The organism is Mesorhizobium sp. M7A.F.Ca.CA.002.04.1.1 (assembly GCF_004022805.1).
In the GTDB taxonomy this organism is placed as follows: domain Bacteria; phylum Pseudomonadota; class Alphaproteobacteria; order Rhizobiales; family Rhizobiaceae; genus Mesorhizobium; species Mesorhizobium ciceri.
In genome coordinates this window covers 1-17,807 of the sequence record NZ_RZPL01000024.1, presented here as the reverse complement: position 1 = coordinate 17,807, position 17,807 = coordinate 1, and the positions used below count along the sequence as shown (strand labels likewise).

Below are 17,807 nucleotides of genomic sequence, written 5' to 3'. Positions count from 1 at the left end.
AGCGGGCGGCTGGGCATCGGCGTCAGCCAGATGTCGGCGTCGAGCCCGATCTGGTGCGAGGCATGCCCGGTCAGCATCGGGCCGCCGCGCGGCTGCGAAATGTCGCCGATCAGCAGGCCCGGCCAACCATCGGCTGCCGCGTCGCGCGACAATTTCTCGATCACCGCGATCATAGCCGGATGGCCCCAGCGACGGTTGCGGGACGGCCGCATCACCTCCCAGGTCGGACCGTCCATGGGAATGGCGACGCCGCCGGCAAAACAGCCCTTGGAATAGAAGCCGATCGATTGCGCCGCGCTCGCGGCTGGCAGTTTCTTGGCGCCGAACAGGTCTTTTGCCCGTTCCTCGGCCGCGGCCGGCCGTACGGCTAGACCGGCAAGGACGAACAGGCCGAGAGCGGCCGCCACCCTGAATTTTTTGCCGAGAGATGGCTGTATCGGTGTTTTCATGAAACCGGATCCCCACCAGGCCGAATCATAGCATGCAACGCGGAACGCTTCGATCGATAGAGCGGTTCACCGAAACGGTGAACCGCTCTATCTCTGTTTTGACGCAATCCCGGACGGAGAACCGTGTCACACTTTTCCTGGAATTGCTTTTAGCGCTTCATCGGGCTGCGCGCCTCGCCGTCGCGCCAGTCGCCGCTCGCCCACATATGGTCGAAGGCGGCGCGGTAGTCCGGAAAGCGCAGGGAATAGCCCGCCGCCTTGATCGCCGCGTTGCCGACGCGCTTGTTCTCGCCATAGAAGGACCGCGCCATGGGCGAAAGTTGGGCGGCGTCGAAAGGAATCTCGGGCGGCGGTTCGATGCCCATCAATGATGCGGCATAGGCGACGACGTCCTGCGGCGGCGCCGGCAGATCGTCGGTGACGTTGAAGATGCCGCCTTTATTGCCTTGGATGAGCTGCCACAGGGAGCCTGCAATGTCGTCGCAATGAATGCGGTTGAACACTTGGTCGGGCTTGACCAGCCGCCTTGCGCTGCCGTTTTCCAGATTGAGCAGGGCATTGCGGCCCGGCCCGTAAATGCCGGAGAGTCGCAGGATCGCCACCGGCCGGCGAATCTCGCGGCCCAGCTCCAGCCAGTCCTGCTCTGCCGCCACCCGCATCATCGAACGCTTCGACACCGGCCGGCATTCAGCCGTTTCATCGACCCAGGCGCCGTCATAATTGCCGTAAACCCCGACCGTAGAGAGATAGCCGATCCATTCCAGCGCCGGCATTTGAGCGATTGCCTCTCGGGCGGCACCCAGCACGGGATCGCCAGCCTCCTCCGGGGCGACCGAAATCAGCAGATGCGTTGTCTTTTCCAGTGCATCGCCGATTTCCTCGGTCAGCGCACCGTCGAACAGCAGCGGGGCGATGCCGGCCTGCCGTAGCGTCTCGAATTTTTCCGGCGAGCGTGTCGTGCCGAAGATCGTCGCGGCGCCTTTGTTGGCCCGAGCAAAAGCCCTGCCGGAATAGCCGGCGCCGAAGATGAATATCTGCTTTTCGCTCATGCATTCGCCCTGGTTGGCCGCGCCAGACGCCATTCGTCGCGCACGGCTTCGTCGCTCTCGGTTTTCAGGCCGAGGGCTGCCCTTTCTGAATATTCGGCATCGGGCACCAGCCGCGCCAGCGCCCAAATTGCCGCGCCCCGCACCAGCTGCGAGGCATCGTCCAGCAAGGCGCGCACAGTGTCGGCAAGAGAGGCATCGCCGGAATTGCCGGCGGCGATCAGCACGTTGCGGATGAACCGATCGCGGCCGATGCGTTTTATCGGCGAACCGGAGAAGAAAGCGCGGAAGGCCGCGTCATCGAGACCCAAAAGGTCGGCGAGCGGTGGTTCGCGCAGATCATCGCGCGCGGCGAGTTTTGCTTCCGAAGCCGCCCGGGCGAATTTGTTCCACGGGCAGGCGGCTAAACAGTCATCGCAGCCATAGATGCGGTTGCCGATCTTTTCGCGGAATTCGTGCGGAATCGGCCCCTTGTTCTCGATGGTGAGATAGGAAATGCAGCGCCGCGCATCGAGCCGGTAGGGCGCCGGAAAAGCATCGGTCGGGCATGCGTCGAGGCAGGCGCGGCAGGAGCCGCAATGGTCGATTTCGGCGCGGTCGGGCACCAGTTCAGCGGTGGTGAAGATGGTGCCGAGGAACAGCCAGGAGCCGTGCTCGCGGCTGACCAGATTGGTGTGTTTGCCTTGCCAGCCAAGCCCGGCGGCTTCGGCCAGCGGCTTTTCCATGACAGGTGCGGTGTCGACGAACACCTTCACGTCACCGCCGGCGCGGGCAACGAGCTTGCCGGCGATCTCCTTCAGCCGGCCTTTCATCACATCGTGATAGTCGCGGTTTTGCGCATAGACCGAGATCGCGCCGCGGTCGCGCTTGGCCAGCACTTCGCGAAGATCATGGTCGGGGCCGTAGTTCATCGCCAGCACGACGATCGAGCGTACCTGCGGCCAGAGGGCCGTTGGTTCACTGCGGCGTTGCAGCGTCTCGGCGATCCAGTCCATTGAGCCGTGAAAGCCATCGGCGACGAATTCGGCCAGGCGCGCCGGCGCCAGCGGGATCGCATCGGGGGAGGTGACGGCGACGGCATCGAAGCCGGCGCGCTGCGCCTCAGCGTCGATCAGCGCGCGCAGTTTTGCGGCGTCAGAAGTCGAGGTCCGCATAATGCGACACCGGTGACAGGCCGCGCACCCGGTCGGTCAAAAGCGGCCGGAAGGAAGGCCGCGACTTGACCCGCGTGTACCATTCGCGAGCAGCGCTGTGCTCGCGCCAGTCTATCTCGCCGAGATAATCGAGCACCGACAGCGTCGCCGCGGCCGCGAGATCGGCATAGGTGACCCTCGAGCCGGCCAGCCAATGGCGGGTGCCGGCCAGCCAGTTGGTGTATTTCATGTGCTGGCGGATGTTGGCGCGCGCCGCACGGATCGCGCCCGAGTCGGGCGAGCCGCCGCCCGCCGTTTCCGGCATGACCGGCTTCAGCACGCGCTCACGCACCAGATGGCGGGTGACTTCGCTTTCAGCCTTGTTGAGATACCAGTCGATGAGCCGGCGGATTTCGGCGCGCTGCATCGGGTCCTCGGCGAACAGCCGCTTGTCGCGCTTCAGCACGCCGCGCGTTTCATCGAGATATTCCGATATGACCGTCGCGCCGACGATCGGCACGTCGCCTTCGGCCAGCAGGATCGGCAGCGTGCCGGCCGGGTTCAGCGCCAGGAACTCCTTGCGCCGGGTCCACGGCTTTTCCTCGATCAAAGCCAGCTCCTCGCCATACTCGCCGAATGCGAGGCGGACGAAGCGACAGGTGGCGAACATGGGATGGTGGAAAAGCGTCAGCATGGTTCCGCGATGATAAAGCGCACTGGCGAATCGCAGGGCGCACCGGTAAGTCTTGGCCGCCCGGTTAGCGGGCCGTCAGGGTGTTGCGACCTATAGGGGGACTTCAACGCCATGACAAGCAAGCCCTTCTGTCAGCCGTCATGCCAATGCCGAGGTAGCCATGGAAAGCCAGACCATCGTCGAAGCCCTGCTGCTCGGCCTGCTGGAGGGGCTGACCGAGTTCATACCGGTGTCCTCGACCGGCCATATCCTGCTCGCTGGCCATTTCCTCGGCTTCCACTCGACCGGCAAGGCCTTCGAGATCCTGATCCAGCTCGGCGCCATCCTGGCGATCCTCAGCGTTTATTTCCGCCGCCTCTGGAAAATGCTGCTCGAACTGCCGCACGACCGACTGACCAGGCATTTCGTCATCGGCATCCTCATCGCCTTCCTGCCGGCGGCATTCATCGGCGCGCTGGCGCATGATTTCATAAAGACGGTGCTGTTCGAATCGCCGAGGCTGATCTGCATCATGCTGATTATCGGCGGCGTCGTGCTGCTGGTGGTCGACCGCATGAACCTCAAGCCGGTTTATCGCGACGTCGAGCGCTTCCCGACCCGGCTTTACCTGCAGATCGGGCTTTTCCAGTGCCTGTCGCTCATTCCCGGCACATCGCGTTCGGGCTCGACCATCGTCGGCGCCCTGCTTTTGGGCGTCGACAAGCGCGCGGCCGCTGAATTTTCCTTCTTCCTTGCAATCCCGACCATGGTCGGCGCCTTCGCCTTCGACCTGTTCAAGAACCGCAACGTGCTGAGCAGCGCCGACCTGCCGATCATCGCCGTCGGCTTCGTCGCCGCCTTTGTCACGGCGCTCATCGTCGTGCGCTTCCTGCTCGATTACGTCTCGCGCAAGGGTTACTCGCTGTTCGGCTGGTGGCGGCTGGTGGTGGGCGGTGTCGGGTTGGTGGCGTTGATGATCTGGGGGTGAGGAGTGTTCCGCGTAGCGGCCCTCACGCTTCGTCCCACGGGCTCCGCCCGTGGATGACGAATGAAGGAGGGCTGCCCCCTCTAACTCTTCCCATAAAACGCGTTCTCGACATGCACCGGCCAGCGCCAGGGCAGCACGGCGACCATGTCGAAGCGCATCGACAGCCTGCCGTAGTCCGCTTGGCGCGACAGCCAGATGTCGGCCGCGCCTTCTATTCGACGTTCCGATTCGTGGCCGATCGCCTCCATGGCTTCCATCAGCGACCGGCGCGCCTTGACCTCGACGAACAGCACCAGGTCGCCGCGCCGCGCGATCAGGTCGATCTCGCCGAAGCGCGTGCGGTGGCGGCGCGCCAGGATCCGGTAGCCCTTCAGCATCAGCGCTGCCGCCGCCAGCCATTCGCTGCGATGGCCGCGCCGATAGGCTTTTTGGCGGCTGGCGCTCGGGCGTTCAGCCACCGTCGCTTTCTCCCGAAGCATCCTTGAGCTCCAGCAATCGCCGATAGAGCGCCTGTTTCTGGCCGCCGGTCATCTTCGCGGCTTCCGCCGCCGCCTTGGAGGCCGGCATCTCGGCGGCAAGCGACAGAAGCAAACGGTCGATGTCGGCGGGTTCGTCGACCCTGGCCTCGGCCGGAGCGACGCAGACGACGATCTCGCCCTTCGGCGTATCGGCCGCGGCATAGTGGTCGGCCAGCGCCTGCAGCGTGCCGGTTCGCATCTCCTCGAAGGTCTTGGTCAATTCCCTGCCGATCGCGGCCTTGCGCTCGCCGCCCAGCGCTTCGACCATGGCACCGAGGGATTCGGCCAGCCGGCGCGGCGATTCGAAGAAAATCAATGTCGCCGGCACGGCTTTCAGTGCCTCCAGCCGCGTCAGCCGCTGCCCGGTCTTCACCGGTAAAAATCCGGCGAACATGAAGGCATCGGAGGGCAGGCCGGATGCGGTCAACGCCGCGAGCGGCGCCGATGGGCCGGGGATAGGCACGACGCGAATGCCGTGGTCGAGCGCCTCGCCGACCAGCCGGTAGCCGGGATCGGACACCAGCGGCGTGCCGGCATCGGAGATCAGCGCCACGCTCTGTCCGGCCTGCAGCGCCGCGATCAGCTTCGGCCCGGCCTCGCCGGCATTATGCTCATGATAGGCTGTGGTGCGGCGGCGGATGCCATAACGGTCGAGCAGCACGCGCGACACCCGTGTATCTTCGCAAGCGACGATGTCGGCGGCGGCCAGCGTCTCCAGCGCGCGCAGCGTGATGTCGGCGAGATTGCCGATCGGCGTCGCCACCAGATAGAGCGCCGGCTCCAGCGGCCGGGCCGCGATCTCGGTCTGCCCGACCACATAGCTGCGCTTGCCCGTCTCTGCGGTCACTGATCAAGTCTCCGTTCGACCCTGTTTGGCACGGCTGACGCGGGCTTGCAAAAGCTGACGCCGATGTAAGGAATTCGCCTTTCCTTTGCCACAGTGGGGAACCAAACCGGCGTTGGCAGATTAGCCCCCTGATTCCGGAGGAGGACAGGATGGACAGCCTCAAGATACAAGACGCTTTCGAGCCCTACTATGCCGGCCGCAACCGCGTTGCCACCCCCAGGGACAAGCGCCCGTCTGCCAAGACCGAGCACAGCCTGACCGAAGAGCGCGTCGCCAGCACCTTGCCGACGAACGTCAGCCTTTCCGACAACAAACCCGACAGCACGACGGAGCACTGACCGGACGATGCCCAATCGCTTCGATATCTTCATCACCCGTCTTGAAACGAAGAACGCACGCCATGGCGCGCAACTACCCTCGATAGGCGACCAGCACAGCACCCGCCGCGATAAGGGCGACGCCAAGCCAGTTCGCTCCGGACAACCGCTCGCCGAGAAAGGCCGCGCCAAACACCGCCACAAGCACGACGCTTAGCTTGTCGATCGGCGCCACCTGCGCCGCATTGCCGATCTTCAGGGCGCGAAAATAGCAGAGCCATGAAGCGCCGGTCGCCAGACCGGACAGGGCGAGGAAAGCCCAGGTCTTTCCCGAGATCGTAGCCGGCGACTGGAACTGGCCGCTGGCGAGCAGGATGGCACCGAGCACGATCAGGATGATGATCGTGCGGATGAAGGTGGCGAAATCGGAATTGATGTTCTCGATGCCGACCTTGGCGAAGATCGCCGTCAGGGCAGCGAATGCAGCCGAGAGCAGCGCCCAGAATTGCCAGGAGGATACGGTCAGGTTCATGCGGGTGGCCTTCGCGGATTGCGTCTTAACCGAGATACCGTGAAACGCGTGCCTTCAGAAGGCCAATCAACTCCAGATCCATGAATTCATAATCGTCAGGTATGTCGAGGCAGATCACACGCGCCTTCTTCAGGCTGGCCCTGAATTTCTTCTGCAGCTTGGTGCGGTGCGCCTTTTCCATGACGAAGATGATGTCGGCCCAAGCGACCAGCTCATGCGTCAGCGGCGTGTCGGCATCGTGGTTGGTTCCGGCCGAGGCCACCTCGATATCGCGGCGCGTTGAAAACACCTGTTCGGCGGTCGGGCTGCGCAAGCGGTTCTGGCTGCAGACGAAAAGGACGTTCTTCAAGGGTTAGCGCGCCAGATCGGCGACCACCGCGTCGAGCACGATCATGCCGGCGGCCGTGGCGCGCAGGCGCGCATTGCCGATCGGCGCCACCAGCCCTTCGCCCTGCAGCATCGACAACCGCGCGCTCGACAGGCCGCGCCCGGAGAACGCCTCGTAGCGGGAGAGGTCGATGCCTTCGGCCAGCCGCAGGCCCATCAGCAGGAATTCGTCGGCCTCTTCCGAGCGCGTCAGGATCTCGCCGCCGGTGACGCCATGGCCCTTGGCCTCGACCAGATTGGCCCAGGTTTCCGGCATCCGCTCGGCGATTGTCACCGTGCGCCGGCCGTTCTCGACGAAGCGGCCATGCGCGCCCGGCCCGACGCCGACATATTCGCCATAGCGCCAGTAGGTCAGGTTGTGCCGGCTCTCGGCGCCAGGCCTGGCGTGGTTGGAAATCTCGTAGGCCGGCAGGCCGTGCGCCTTGGTGATCTCCTGCGTCAGTGCATAGAGGTCGGCGGCATGGTCGTTGTCGGGAATGATGAATTTCTTTGCCGCATGCAGCGCGTGAAAGGGCGTGCCTTCCTCGATGGTCAGCTGGTAGAGCGACAGATGGTCGGCGGCATGGCCGATCGCCTGTTCCAGCTCCGATGCCCAAGCCTCCGGCGTCTGGCCGGGGCGGGCGTAGATCAGGTCGAAGGACAGCCTTGGGAATATTTCCCGCGCGAGGCCGATGGCGTGCAGGGCCTCTTCGACATTGTGCAGCCGGCCGAGGAAGCGCAAATCCTTGTCGTTCAGCGCCTGCACGCCGAGCGACACGCGATTGACCCCAGCCGCCCGATAGCCGCGAAAGCGCTCGGCCTCGACCGAGGACGGATTGGCCTCCAGCGTCACCTCGATGCCGGCAGGCACAGTCCAGTTCTTCGCCACGGCGTCCAGAACCCTGGCCACGGTTTCCGGCTTCATCAGCGAGGGCGTGCCGCCGCCTAGAAAAACGCTGGTCACCTCGCGCGGCCCGGTGCGCTCGCGCATCGTCGCCAGTTCGGCCTCGAAGGCGGCGGCAAAGCGCTCCTGGTCGACCGGCTGGTGGCGAACATGGCTGTTGAAGTCGCAATAGGGGCATTTGGCCGCGCAGAACGGCCAGTGGACATAGACGCCGAAGCCGGGCGTCCGGTCGAGCAGCATGCTCATGCCGAGCCCAATCTCGCTTTGGCGAATTTCTGGAAGGCACGGGCGCGGTGCGACAGCGCCGTGGCCTGGCCGGGCTTCCAGCCATGCTTTTCCTCGGCGCTCATTTCGCCGAAGGTTTTTTCGAAGCCCTCGGGCAGGAACACAGGATCATAGCCGAAGCCGAGCTCGCCGCGCGGTGGCCAGACCAGCGTGCCCTCGGCCTCGCCGCGATAATATTCGGCCTCGCCGTCGGGAAACGCCAGGCAGATGACGGCGACAAAGCGTCCCTTGCGCTGCTCCGGCAAGGCGGCGCCGACCTCCTGCAGCGCCACTTCGGTGCGTTGCATGGCCATGCCGAAGTCACGCGAACCGTCCGGGGTTTCGGCCCAGTTGGCGGTGTAGACGCCGGGCGCGCCGTCAAGCGCGTCGACGCACAGGCCGGAATCGTCCGACAACGCCGGCAGGCCGGTCGCCTTGGCGGCGGCGAGCGCCTTGATGTAGGCGTTCTCCTCGAAGGTGGTGCCGGTCTCGTCCGGCTCCGGCAGGCCATACTCCCTGGCCGACTTCGCTTCGAAGCCGAACGGTCCCATCAGGTCGGCGAATTCGCGCAGCTTGCCCTCATTATGGGTGGCGACGACGATCTTCTTGCCATCGAGAGAATGCATCAAAGGCCCCAGATTCTTGGCTCGGCAAATTCGATCGAGTTGCCCGAGGGGTCGCGTATATAGATCGAACGGCCGCCCTGCGGCCACTCGAATTCGCTCTCGATGGCGATCTTCTTTGCCTCCAGATGGGCTTTCCAGCCGGCGATTTCATCGTCGGTCGCCGTAAAGCAGAGATGACCTTGGCCGACCGCGCCGTGCGGTGGCACCGGCAGCCTCGCGTCGGGCGCCGGCGGGATTTTGGTTGCCTCGGCGTTGAAGACGAGCAGCACGCCGGGGCCGCAGCGGAAGAAGAGGTGGCGGCCGTCGACCTTGCCGAGGAGATTGAGGCCGAGGATGTCGGTGTAGAAGGTTTCGGCGGCGGGCAGGTCTGTGACGTAGAGGGCCGATTCCAGGATCGTGGAGGGTGTCACGAGGCGCCCCCCTCTGGCCTGCCGGCCATCTCCCCCTCAGGTGGGGAGATTGGCAGCTTCTGCATTGTCGCGCGCCCTACAACGCCGGAGATTGGCGAAGCCCTAGATGACATCCGATCTCCCCACTTGAGGGGGAGATGGCCGGCAGGCCAGAGGGGGGCGCTCAGGCTCGACATCTAAAAACTAAGCCACTGCCATCTGCTGCAAACTCACCAGGCGCTGGATGCCTTTCTTGGCCAGGCCCATCAGGTCCGCGAACTGCTCCTCGGAGAAAGGCTCGCCCTCGGCGGTGCCCTGGATCTCGACGATGCCACCCTTGCCTGTCATGACGAAATTGGCGTCGGTGCCGGCCGCGGAATCCTCGATATAGTCGAGGTCGATGACCGGCTGGCCGTCATGGATGCCGCAGGAGATCGCCGCGACATGGTCCTTCAGCACCTTGGCGACGCTGGCCATCTGGCGCGCTTCCATCCAGCGCAGGCAGTCATACAGCGCCACCCAGCCGCCGGTGATCGATGCGGTGCGGGTGCCGCCATCGGCCTGGATGACGTCGCAGTCGACGGTGATCTGCTGTTCGCCCAGCGCCTGCAAATCGACCACGGCGCGCAAGGAGCGGCCGATCAGCCGCTGGATTTCCAGCGTGCGGCCGCCCTGCTTGCCGGCCGAAGCCTCACGGCGCATGCGCTCGCCGGTCGAGCGCGGCAGCATGCCGTATTCCGCCGTCACCCAGCCCTTGCCGGAGTTGCGCATCCAACCCGGCACTTTTTCCTCGAGGCTGGCCGTGCACAGGACATGCGTGTCGCCGAACTTCACCAGGCATGAGCCTTCGGCATGCTTGGAGACGCCACGCTCGAAGGAGATGGCACGCATTTCGTCGAATTGGCGTTTGGAAGGGCGCATTCAGGGCTGCTTTCTTGTCATTTTTCGGAATCTTGGCCGGCTTGTAACCGCATGGGACGCGTGGCGCAAAGGAAAATGGGCTGACGATCGGACACAGACACCGGGTTGCGCGGGTGCAGTGTAAGTCTATATCCTTGGGCCGGAGGTTTTTGGCCGTATGACCAAGGCAGTCGATCCGAGTTCGCAGTCGCCCGCGCTTCAGTCGCCAGTATTCCAGGCGCTCGACATGCGTTCCCGCGACATCTTCCGGCGCATCGTCGATTCCTATCTCAGGGACGGTGAACCGGTGGGATCGCGCAGCCTGTCGCGTATCCTGCCGTCCTCACTGTCGCCGGCGACCATCCGCAACGTGATGAGCGACCTCGAGCATCTCGGCCTGATCTACGCGCCGCACATTTCGGCCGGCCGGCTGCCGACGCAGGCCGGCCTGCGTTTCTTCGTCGATGCCTTCATGGAGCTTGGCGACCTTTCCGACGAGGAGCGCCGCGCCATCGAGGCACAGGTGCGGGCGTCCGGCTCCGGTGCGACGCTGGAGCACATGCTGACCGAGGCCAGCCAGATGCTGTCGGGCATGTCGCGCGGCGCCGGCCTGGTGCTGGCCGCCAAAAACGAGGTGGCGCTGAAGCACATCGAATTCATCCAGCTTGAGCCGACGAAGGCGCTGGCGGTGCTGGTGTCGCAGAATGGCGACGTCGAAAACCGCGTCGTCGACCTGCCCGCCGGGATCACCGTCTCGCAACTGCACGAGGCCTCGAATTTCCTCAACGCCCATATACGCGGCCGCACGCTGGCCGAGGCGCGGATCGAGATCGCTCGCATCAAGGAAGAAACCAGGGCCGCGCTCGACACGCTGTCGCAGGACCTGGTGGAGAAGGGGCTGGCGGTGTGGGCCGGCGCCGACAGCGGCCTGCCGGCACGGCTCATCGTGCGCGGGCGTGCCAATCTGCTTGAAAACGTCACCGCCCAGGCCGACATCGAGCTGCTGCGCCATCTGTTCGAGGACATGGAGACGCAGGACGGGCTTATCCAGCTGCTTGACCTCGCCGAGCAGGGCTCGGGTGTGCGCATCTTCATCGGCTCGGAAAACAAGCTGTTTTCGCTGTCGGGCTCGTCGCTGGTCGTCGCCCCCTATCGCGACAAGGATGCCCGCGTCGTCGGCGCGCTCGGCGTCATCGGCCCGACCCGGCTGAATTACGCGCGCATCGTCCCAATGGTCGACTATACGGCGCAGCTGATTTCACGCATGCTGCGCTGAGCTGATCCAACCGAGGAGACGACGATGGCGCTCGAAGAATTCAAGGCCCGGATCAGCCTGCTGCTCGAGGAGATGGTCAACCAGCCGGAAGACCAGCACGAGATCCAGGAGCAGCTGCGCGAAAAACTGCAGGAAATGCGCGCCATGGGCCTGCCGCTGCCGGCTGACCTCGTCGAGTTGGAAAAACGCCTCGACGACGATTTCTACGCCGCCGGGACCTGAACCGGAAAACCGCAAGCTTCCTTCACCTCATCGTGTGCCGTGGAACGATCGACGAAACCGGTCGTTCCTGTTTTCACGCCCGAACACTGGAGGACCGAATGATGCGTTTTGCCGGCCCGGCACTTTCCGCCGCACTGTTTGTCTCGACCGCTTCATTCGCCCAGCAGGCGGACGAACCGGTACTGAAAGGCGCGGCTGCCTTCGGCGACTGGCGAGCGGACAAGCCGGGCACCCGCCGGCTGATCAGACCGGATGATCTGCCCAAGCCCAATGCCACCCGGTCGACCTCGAACAGCGCCGGCATCGCGGACATGCCGGCAGACGCGAAGCTGCAACTGCCGCCGGGGTTCTCGGCCGAGCTGGTTGCATCGGGCATCGACAATCCACGCGTCGTGCGCGTCGCGCCGAATGGCGACCTGTTCGTCGCCGACAGCAAAGCCAACCAGGTCCGCATCTATCGCCTCGCCGAAGGCAGTGCGAAGCCGGCGCAGGACGGCATCTTTGCCGGCAATCTCAACCGACCCTATGGCATTGCCTTCTATCCGCCGGGCCCTGACCCGCAATGGGTCTATGTCGCCAACAGCGACAGCATCGTGCGCTTTGCCTACCGCAATGGCGAACTGAAGGCCTCCGGCGACCCGGAAACCATCGTCGGCAACATCCCCGCCAGTCATCACTGGACCCGCGATATCGCCTTCTCGCCGGACGGCAAGACGCTTTACCTTTCGGTCGGCTCGGGATCGAATGTCGCCGAGGACATGGGCCGGGAGCCGAAAGGCGGACTCGATGCCTGGGCGAAATCGCAGCCGCTGGGTGCAGCCTGGGGTTCTGAAGACGGCCGCGCCGACGTGCTGACCTTCGATCCCGATGGCAAGAACGGCCGCATCTTTGCCGCCGGCCTGCGCAACTGCTCGGGTATGACCGTGCAGCCGGCGACCGGCGCGCTGTGGTGCGTCGTCAACGAACGCGATGCGCTTGGCGACAATGTGCCACCCGAATACGCGACCGTGGTCAAGGAGGGTGCCTTCTATGGCTGGCCCTGGTACTATATCGGCAACAATGAGGATCCGCGCCACAAGGGTGAGCGCCCCGATCTTGCCGGCAAAACGACCGTTCCCGATGTGCTGATGCAGGCGCATTCGGCGCCGCTCACCATCGCCTTCTACGAGGGGAAGAGCTTTCCAGCTGAATACAAGGGCGATGCGTTCGTCGCTCTGCATGGTTCATGGAACCGCGGCAACAGGACCGGCTACAAGGTGGTGCGGTTGCTGTTCAAGGACGGCAAGCCGACCGGCGCGTATGAGGATTTCATCACCGGCTTCGTCGTTTCCAACGGTGAGGTCTGGGGCCGGCCGGTCGGCGTGGCGATTGCGAGCGACGGTGCGCTGATCGTCAGCGAGGACGGCAACGGCACCATCTGGCGTGTCACCCATGGCGACGGTCCGTCCTGATCTGCTCAGGTAACGCAGGCCCCCTCACCCGGATTGCCAACCGAATTGCGAAGAGCAATTCGGGAACAATCCGACCTCTCCCCGAGGGGAGAGGAGTCAGCAGACGCTGGCGCCCGTCTCTTCTCCCCTCGGGGAGAAGGTGGCCGCGAAGCGGCCGGATGAGGGGGCTTCGTAAGGCGAGCCCTCGATATCTGGTGCAATGGAATCCGGCCCCAGGGAATTCAATCTTGGCCTGTCCCATGCAATAAAACGCTCTGATCCGAGACCAGTGCCATGACCCTTACCGGATTCCTCGCCTATAGTGCGGCCCTCGGCATCGCCGCCGCGATTCCTGGTCCCGGCATCACCGCGCTGGTCGCCCGTGCGCTCGGCTCAGGCTTCCGCTCGTCGCTGGCGATGTCGTTTGGCCTGATGGTTGGCGACATCACCTATCTGACCGCCGTGGTGCTTGGCCTCGCCTTCGTCGCACAATCCTTCGGCATGGTTTTCCTGGCCATCAAATGGCTCGGCGTCGCCTATCTCGCCTTTCTCGGCTGGCGCTTCTGGAACAGCGGCATCACGCCCGAGACCGTCGAGGCCGGAAAAGGCAAGGGCGGCTTGCTGTCGAGCTTTGCCGCCGGCCTGACCGTTACCCTCGGCAATCCGAAGACGATGATCTTCTATCTCGCGATCACGCCGACCATCGTCGACCTGAAAACCATCACGCTGGCGGATTACGGCATCCTCGTCGCGCTGACCGTTGTCGTCCTGTTGGTGGTGCTGGTGCCGTATCTGGCGCTGGCGGCCAAGGCGCGCTGGTTTCTGAAATCGCCCCGCGCGCTCAAGGCGCTGAACCGCACGGCGGCCGGCTTCATGGTCGGTGCTGCTGCAGCGATTGCCGCTCGGCAATAGAGAGCTTTCCGCCAAAGCATTTCGCAAACGGGCCTTTGCGAGAAATGCTTTTCCGGGACGGCACGGTTTTAGACACAGGGCCCACTCGGATATTTTCAGCCGACAGTCTATCTTGCGCGACCGAAGGCCCTATCTTGCCGGCTGCAATTCCACTGCCTGAAATCCTTACTCGCCTGAAATTCTGGGAGCGAAACCAATGAACAAGCCCGTCACAGCCCGTGTGCCCGGTCGCGGCCGCGTCTACAATTCCATCACCGATACGATCGGCGACACGCCCCTGGTGCGGCTCGACAAGTTCGCCAGGGAAAAGGGCATCGTCGCCAATCTCATCGCCAAGCTCGAATTCTTCAATCCGATCGCCTCGGTCAAGGACCGCATTGGCGTGGCGATGATCGAGGCGCTTGAGGCATCAGGCAAGATTTCTCCCGGCAAGACAACGCTGATCGAACCGACGTCGGGCAACACCGGCATCGCGCTTGCCTTCGCCGCCGCGGCCAAGGGCTACAAGCTGATCCTGACGATGCCCGAAACAATGTCGGTCGAGCGCCGGAAAATGCTGGCGCTGCTCGGCGCCGAGTTGGTGCTGACCGAGGGTCCGAAAGGTATGAAGGGCGCCATCGCCAAGGCCGACGAACTGGCAGCGACGATCCCCAATGCGATCATCCCGCAGCAGTTCGAGAACCCGGCCAATCCGGAAATCCACCGCACGACGACGGCCGAGGAAATCTGGAACGATACGCATGGCGAGGTCGATATCTTCGTCGCCGGCATCGGCACCGGCGGCACCATCACCGGCGTCGGCCAGGTGCTGAAGAAGCGCAAGCCCTCCGTGCATGTCGTCGCCGTCGAGCCCGACTCCTCGCCGGTTCTGTCGGGCGGCCAGCCCGGCCCGCACAAGATCCAGGGCATCGGCGCCGGTTTTGCGCCCAAGATCCTCGACACGACGATCTATGACGAGATCGTCAAGGTGTCGAACGAGGATTCGGTGGCCAATGCCCGCCTCGTCGCCCGCCTCGAAGGCGTGCCGGTCGGCATCTCTTCGGGCGCCGCCCTGCAGGCGGCCATCGTCGTCGGCTCGCGGCCGGAGAACAAGGGCAAAAATCTTGTGGTGGTCATCCCGTCCTTCGCCGAGCGCTATCTGTCGACAATCCTGTTCGAGGGGCTGGGATCGTAGTCCGACGCTCCTTCGCGTCCAAGCTGGCCCGCTGAAAAAACGCGCGTGGCCGCCATCGGCGGCTTGAGCGCGGCACCGCTTCCGGTTCATATCGCCCCGGCCTGCTTTGCGCGGCCGGGGGAGAATTTTATGTACAAGCTTTATACCCGTCCTGGCAGCGGCGGCTTCGTCGTCGAGGCAGCGCTGGCGTTGGCGAATGCACAGTTCGAGCAGATCGACGTGCCGAAGACCGACCGGCCCGACCCCGCCTTCCTCGACATCAGTCCGTTGAACCAGGTGCCGGTGCTGACCTTGCCGGACGGAAGCTCGATGACGGAATCGGCGGCGATCTGCATCCTGCTTGCCGAGCGTCATCCCGATGCCAATTTGGCGCCGGCAGCAGACGCGCCTGCCCGCGCCGATTTCCTGCGCTGGATGGCCTTCATGTCGTCGGTGCTCTATCCGGCGGTGCTGCGTTTCTACTACGCATACCGCTACACTGCCGATCCCGAAGGCACCAAGGCGGTCAAGCAGGCAGCCGTGGCCGAGATGGACCGTGGCTTTGCCGTTCTGGATGCCGCGCTTGAAGGCCGTGACTGGCTGGTCGGCGACCGGGTGTCGCTGGCCGACATCTATCTGGTCATGCTGGTGGCCTGGCATCCCGACATCGACAGCGCGCGGACGGCATGGCCGAACATTGAACGCCTGTGGGCGCGGCTGCGCGACCATCCGCTGATGAAGACGCTCAACACCTCGCACGAGATGTGGCCGGGCTGAAGCTCAATTTCTGAGCACTGCCCGCTTTTCCTGCAGGAAGCGGCGCACCGCCGGGTCGCGCTCGAGGCCGATCGCCCGGTCATAGGCTTCGCAGGCTTGCAGTACCTGACCAAGCCTGGCCAGGAGACCGGCGCGTGCGGCCCAATAGGGCTGATAGTCATCAAGCCGTTTGTCGTCGCCCAGCACGTAGAGGGCCGCCAATCCCGCCACTGCGCCCTCGGCCTCGGCGATCGCCACCGCGCGGTTTATCGCCACCACCGGCGATCCTGCGATCGAAAGCAACGCGTCGTAGAACTCGCGGATCGCCGCCCAGTCGGTGCGGCCGGTCAGCCGTCGTGCCGCATGCGCGGACTGCACGGCCGCCTCAAGCTGGTAGCGGCCGATGATGCCCTTGGCCGCGGCGTGGGAAAGCAGCGCCTCCGCCTCATCGATCAGGGCGCGGTCCCATAGAAGGCAATCCTGTTCCGCCAGCGGCACGAAGTCGCCGGCGGCGCTGCGCCGTGCGGCGCGGCGCGACTCAGCAAACAGCATCAGCGACAGGAGGCCCAGCGCCTCCGGCTCCTCCGGCAACAGCGAAGCCACCAGCCGGCCGAGCCAAATGCCTTCGGTCGCCAGATTGCGCCCTCGCGTCTCGGTGCCCGCCGGGTCGGACCAGCCTTCGGCGAAGGCGGCGTAGATCGCTTCCAGCACCGCATCCAGCCGTTCGCCGAGTTCGGCCTGCTCCGGCACGCGGAACGGAATACCGGTTTCACGGATGCGGGACTTGGCTCGCACCAGGCGCTGGCCCATCGTTGCCGGCGAGACCAGGAAGGCGGAAGCGATCGTCGCGGCGTCGAACCCCAGCACCGTCTGCAGGATGAGCGGCGAACGCACGCTCGATTCGATCGCCGGATGGGCGCAGGCGAACATCAGCCGCAGCCGCTCGTCGGGCAGGTCTTCGTCGGTCATGCGCGCCTCCGCTTCCTCGGCAATCAGCTTGAGATGCTCGCGGCCGGCCTCGCTGGTCAGCCGGCGCCGCACCGCATCGACGCGGCGCCGCCTTGCCACCGCCAGCAGCCAGGCTTCCGGTTTCTTGGGTACGCCGGTTCTTGGCCAGCGTTCGAGGGCGGCGGCAAAGGCATCGGCCAGCGCGTCCTCGGCTGCGGCCACGTCGCGCGTGCGGGCCGCGAGCCAGGCGACAAGCTTGCCGTAGCTTTGCCGGGCGGCGGTTTCCGCTGCCGCCCGCGCGATCTCCAGGCCACTTTCCATCACATGGTCTGTTCCCAGATCGGCCGCAGCTCGACCGTGCCGGCGCTGGCCGCGGGGCAGCGCGCCGCCCAGGCGATAGCGGCATCGGCATCCTCGGCCTCGATCATGTAGAAGCCCGCAAGCTGCTCCTTGGTGTCGGCATAGGGGCCATCGAGCACGTTGGTCTTGCCATTGACCATCCGCACCGAAGTGGCGGCCTGGGTCGGCTTCAGCCGGTCGCCGGCCAGCCAGGCGCCGGACTTCTTCAACGCATCGGTATACGCGCCATAGGCAGCGCTGATCTCGTAGGTCTTATCGGTCGGCGCGGCCGCCATCGCGGCTTCATTGACGTAGATCAAAAGCATGTATCGCATGGTCTTCTCCCGTTGTTTCGAAGGCTGCTTCGTTTGCGAGCCGGACGTATGTCGCGCGGCCCTGGCCGATTTCGACAGGCATTGGAAAAATCTTTCGGCTCCGAAGACATTTCACGCAAGCGGCCATCTGTGCATCCCGCACTCAACCATTCGTCTAACGCATGGGATTGCGGGTTGGCATTTCCATCTCGCTGTCTAAACTCGCTTCTGTTCGCGTCAGGGAGGTGATGCGGCTGCTATTTCAGGGAGGAAATCAGATGTTCCATTTCAGGACGAAACTTGTTGCGGCCGGCGCCGTGGCGCTGTCGCTTGGCCTAGGCGCTGTTTCCGCCAAGGCGCAGGAATTCATCAACGTGCTCACCGGCGGCACATCTGGCGTCTATTATCCGCTCGGCGTGGCACTGTCGGAAATCTACGGCAAGGGCATCGAAGGTGCCCGCACCCAGGTGCAGGCAACAAAGGCTTCGGTCGAAAACCTCAATCT

General features: G+C 64.5%; 23 protein-coding genes. 9 read left to right on the top strand and 14 right to left on the bottom strand.

Annotation, left to right across the window (positions count from 1 at the left end; all coding sequences use genetic code 11):
* The 4 genes from ENZ75_RS02670 to ENZ75_RS02655 all read right to left on the bottom strand — a co-directional run.
* Positions 1 to 449, bottom strand: a 449-nt coding sequence (locus tag ENZ75_RS02670; protein ID WP_206617010.1) for a penicillin-insensitive murein endopeptidase, incomplete at its 3' end; no start/stop codon positions are given.
* A gap of 149 nt (positions 450 to 598) precedes the next feature.
* A complete protein-coding gene (locus tag ENZ75_RS02665; protein WP_063170414.1) occupies positions 599 to 1,498 on the bottom strand; it encodes an SDR family oxidoreductase in 900 nt (299 codons plus the stop codon).
* On the bottom strand, positions 1,495 to 2,649 hold the full coding sequence (gene queG, locus ENZ75_RS02660) for a tRNA epoxyqueuosine(34) reductase QueG (RefSeq protein ID WP_027161203.1): 1,155 nt from the start codon (positions 2,647 to 2,649) through the stop codon (positions 1,495 to 1,497). The genes ENZ75_RS02665 and queG overlap by 4 nt, the downstream gene beginning before the upstream one ends.
* Complete coding sequence (locus ENZ75_RS02655; RefSeq protein ID WP_013528622.1) at positions 2,630 to 3,322, bottom strand: glutathione S-transferase family protein; 693 nt, start codon at positions 3,320 to 3,322, stop codon at positions 2,630 to 2,632. The genes queG and ENZ75_RS02655 overlap by 20 nt, the downstream gene beginning before the upstream one ends.
* 160 nt (positions 3,323 to 3,482) lie before the next feature.
* On the opposite strand from ENZ75_RS02655, the gene ENZ75_RS02650 reads away from it, so the two are divergent.
* On the top strand, positions 3,483 to 4,289 hold the full coding sequence (locus tag ENZ75_RS02650; protein WP_013528623.1) for an undecaprenyl-diphosphate phosphatase: 807 nt from the start codon (positions 3,483 to 3,485) through the stop codon (positions 4,287 to 4,289).
* A gap of 80 nt (positions 4,290 to 4,369) precedes the next feature.
* Here ENZ75_RS02650 and ENZ75_RS02645 read toward each other — a convergent pair whose 3' ends face one another.
* Together ENZ75_RS02645 and rsmI are read right to left on the bottom strand one after the other, a co-directional pair.
* Complete coding sequence (locus ENZ75_RS02645; protein ID WP_063169659.1) at positions 4,370 to 4,747, bottom strand: YraN family protein; 378 nt, start codon at positions 4,745 to 4,747, stop codon at positions 4,370 to 4,372.
* Positions 4,740 to 5,654 carry a 16S rRNA (cytidine(1402)-2'-O)-methyltransferase gene (gene rsmI, locus ENZ75_RS02640; protein ID WP_063169658.1) on the bottom strand — a complete coding sequence of 305 codons (915 nt, stop codon included), beginning with the start codon at positions 5,652 to 5,654 and terminating at the stop codon, positions 4,740 to 4,742. Before rsmI ends, ENZ75_RS02645 begins: the two co-directional genes overlap by 8 nt.
* A gap of 149 nt (positions 5,655 to 5,803) precedes the next feature.
* On the opposite strand from rsmI, the gene ENZ75_RS02635 reads away from it, so the two are divergent.
* Positions 5,804 to 5,992 carry a hypothetical protein gene (locus ENZ75_RS02635; protein ID WP_013528626.1) on the top strand — a complete coding sequence of 63 codons (189 nt, stop codon included), beginning with the start codon at positions 5,804 to 5,806 and terminating at the stop codon, positions 5,990 to 5,992.
* Between the two features lie 73 nt (positions 5,993 to 6,065).
* Here the strand turns inward: ENZ75_RS02635 and ENZ75_RS02630 are convergent, their stop codons facing one another.
* The 6 genes from ENZ75_RS02630 to rph all read right to left on the bottom strand — a co-directional run bounded on the left by ENZ75_RS02630 (position 6,066) and on the right by rph (position 9,973).
* A complete protein-coding gene (locus ENZ75_RS02630; RefSeq protein ID WP_013528627.1) occupies positions 6,066 to 6,503 on the bottom strand; it encodes an EamA family transporter in 438 nt (145 codons plus the stop codon).
* Between the two features lie 25 nt (positions 6,504 to 6,528).
* The gene (locus ENZ75_RS02625; protein WP_013528628.1) at positions 6,529 to 6,852 is read right to left on the bottom strand and encodes a low molecular weight protein tyrosine phosphatase family protein; all 324 of its coding nucleotides are present in this window, start codon (positions 6,850 to 6,852) and stop codon (positions 6,529 to 6,531) included.
* Positions 6,853 to 6,855: 3 nt separating this feature from the next.
* Positions 6,856 to 8,019: a radical SAM family heme chaperone HemW gene (gene hemW, locus ENZ75_RS02620; protein WP_063169657.1), complete on the bottom strand. Its 1,164-nt coding sequence runs from the start codon at positions 8,017 to 8,019 to the stop codon at positions 6,856 to 6,858.
* Positions 8,016 to 8,663 (bottom strand): RdgB/HAM1 family non-canonical purine NTP pyrophosphatase, encoded by a 648-nt coding sequence (gene rdgB / locus ENZ75_RS02615; protein ID WP_063169656.1) that lies wholly within the window; start codon positions 8,661 to 8,663, stop codon positions 8,016 to 8,018. The genes hemW and rdgB overlap by 4 nt, the downstream gene beginning before the upstream one ends.
* A complete protein-coding gene (locus ENZ75_RS02610) occupies positions 8,663 to 9,073 on the bottom strand; it encodes a VOC family protein (protein ID WP_063169655.1) in 411 nt (136 codons plus the stop codon). The genes rdgB and ENZ75_RS02610 overlap by 1 nt, the downstream gene beginning before the upstream one ends.
* Positions 9,074 to 9,256: 183 nt before the next feature.
* The gene (gene rph / locus ENZ75_RS02600) at positions 9,257 to 9,973 is read right to left on the bottom strand and encodes a ribonuclease PH (RefSeq protein ID WP_013528632.1); all 717 of its coding nucleotides are present in this window, start codon (positions 9,971 to 9,973) and stop codon (positions 9,257 to 9,259) included.
* A gap of 157 nt (positions 9,974 to 10,130) precedes the next feature.
* Between rph and hrcA the strand changes: the two genes are divergently transcribed.
* The 6 genes from hrcA (at position 10,131) to ENZ75_RS02570 (ending at position 15,722) form a co-directional block, all read left to right on the top strand.
* Positions 10,131 to 11,228 (top strand): heat-inducible transcriptional repressor HrcA, encoded by a 1,098-nt coding sequence (gene hrcA / locus ENZ75_RS02595; RefSeq protein ID WP_027161211.1) that lies wholly within the window; start codon positions 10,131 to 10,133, stop codon positions 11,226 to 11,228.
* Positions 11,229 to 11,252: 24 nt separating this feature from the next.
* Positions 11,253 to 11,450 carry a hypothetical protein gene (locus ENZ75_RS02590; RefSeq protein ID WP_023814156.1) on the top strand — a complete coding sequence of 66 codons (198 nt, stop codon included), beginning with the start codon at positions 11,253 to 11,255 and terminating at the stop codon, positions 11,448 to 11,450.
* Positions 11,451 to 11,548: 98 nt separating this feature from the next.
* Complete coding sequence (locus tag ENZ75_RS02585; protein ID WP_082826610.1) at positions 11,549 to 12,901, top strand: sorbosone dehydrogenase family protein; 1,353 nt, start codon at positions 11,549 to 11,551, stop codon at positions 12,899 to 12,901.
* Positions 12,902 to 13,174: 273 nt separating this feature from the next.
* Positions 13,175 to 13,792 carry a LysE family translocator gene (locus ENZ75_RS02580; RefSeq protein ID WP_013528636.1) on the top strand — a complete coding sequence of 206 codons (618 nt, stop codon included), beginning with the start codon at positions 13,175 to 13,177 and terminating at the stop codon, positions 13,790 to 13,792.
* 196 nt (positions 13,793 to 13,988) lie between these two features.
* Positions 13,989 to 14,966, top strand: a complete 978-nt coding sequence (gene cysK, locus ENZ75_RS02575) for a cysteine synthase A (RefSeq protein WP_027161213.1) — start codon at positions 13,989 to 13,991, stop codon at positions 14,964 to 14,966.
* Between the two features lie 129 nt (positions 14,967 to 15,095).
* Positions 15,096 to 15,722 (top strand): glutathione S-transferase family protein, encoded by a 627-nt coding sequence (locus ENZ75_RS02570; RefSeq protein WP_063170412.1) that lies wholly within the window; start codon positions 15,096 to 15,098, stop codon positions 15,720 to 15,722.
* Between the two features lie 3 nt (positions 15,723 to 15,725).
* On the opposite strand, the gene ENZ75_RS02565 is transcribed toward ENZ75_RS02570, so the two are convergent.
* Positions 15,726 to 16,970 (bottom strand): RNA polymerase sigma factor, encoded by a 1,245-nt coding sequence (locus tag ENZ75_RS02565; RefSeq protein WP_063169654.1) that lies wholly within the window; start codon positions 16,968 to 16,970, stop codon positions 15,726 to 15,728.
* Positions 16,970 to 17,323, bottom strand: coding sequence for a YciI family protein (locus ENZ75_RS02560; RefSeq protein WP_013528640.1), 354 nt, complete (start codon positions 17,321 to 17,323; stop codon positions 16,970 to 16,972). The genes ENZ75_RS02565 and ENZ75_RS02560 overlap by 1 nt, the downstream gene beginning before the upstream one ends.
* Before the next feature lie 257 nt (positions 17,324 to 17,580).
* Between ENZ75_RS02560 and ENZ75_RS02555 the strand changes: the two genes are divergently transcribed.
* Positions 17,581 to 17,807 (top strand): TAXI family TRAP transporter solute-binding subunit (locus ENZ75_RS02555; RefSeq protein ID WP_281061223.1); only part of this gene is annotated, 227 nt, incomplete at its 3' end.